The sequence below is a fragment of the Dietzia sp. DQ11-44 genome (genome assembly GCF_014145205.1).
Taxonomy (GTDB): domain Bacteria; phylum Actinomycetota; class Actinomycetes; order Mycobacteriales; family Mycobacteriaceae; genus Dietzia; species Dietzia natronolimnaea.
Genome location: NZ_JAALEC010000674.1, coordinates 1 through 859, shown reverse-complemented (window position 1 = coordinate 859; position 859 = coordinate 1). Strand labels below are relative to the sequence as shown.

1 protein-coding gene and 1 pseudogene are annotated in these 859 nt (G+C 68.7%); both read right to left on the bottom strand.

Annotated features, from left to right (window positions below; translation table 11 throughout):
- Window positions 1-321: ATP-binding cassette domain-containing protein (locus G6018_RS15400; RefSeq protein ID WP_182640088.1), on the bottom strand; the 321-nt coding region annotated here is incomplete at its 3' end.
- A gap of 298 nt (window positions 322-619) precedes the next feature.
- Window positions 620-859, bottom strand: a pseudogene (locus G6018_RS15395) (YidC/Oxa1 family membrane protein insertase); the annotation flags it as partial.

Below are 859 nucleotides of genomic sequence, written 5' to 3'. Positions count from 1 at the left end.
TCCCGCCTCGATCCGATGCAGCGCCGCGAGCTGCGGGCCTATCCCGAGTTCGTCGGCGAGGGTGCGGCCGGGCGAGGCGTCGACGAGCAGCTGCGGCAGGTATGCGACCGCGGGCGGGCGGGCGGGCTCGCCGTCGACGGAGATCGACCCGGCGGACAGCGGCAGCTCCCCGGCGATCACGCGCAGCAGCGTGGACTTGCCGGCGCCGTTGCGGCCGACCAGTGAGGTCAGACCGGGGCGCACCGTGAGGTCGAGCCCGGTGAAGAGTGTGGTGTCGTCGGGGAACGCGTAGGCGACGTCCGACAGGACGAGGGAAGACATGAGTGCTCCAGGGAGGTGGCGGGTGGGCCGGGTCTCACCTGGGGTCGAGCACTGTCCTGTGGCTCCTCGTGTCGAGTTCTCGGCTGGCGCCCCTCGCGCCCGCAGGTCTCCCCGCGGTCACGCCGTGCGCCTGCCGACTTCCGCTGTGCACAGTACGCCGGGGGGCCACCGCGGGCAAGGGCTGCACGCGAGGCACGAGAGCACGCGAGGTCCCGTCTGGTCGAGGCTACTGCGGCGATTCCGCCGATTCACCGCAGTAGGCACGACCAGAACGCCGTGCCTGCGGCGGGCGGGCGCGTCACATGAACGCGCTGGGCGGGAGGCCTTCGCGGCTGGTCATCGGCAGCTCCTTCTCGAGCTTCTCCATGAAGAAGTGCGACTGCACCGCGGTCCAGATGTTGTTGGTGAGCCAGTAGATACCGATCGCGATGGGGAAGTTGAAGAAGTACGCGCCCACGATCGGGAAGAAGGGGAACAGGTACATCATGATCTTCATCGACTGGTTCATCGACTCGGTCATGGACTCGGCGATCGACTG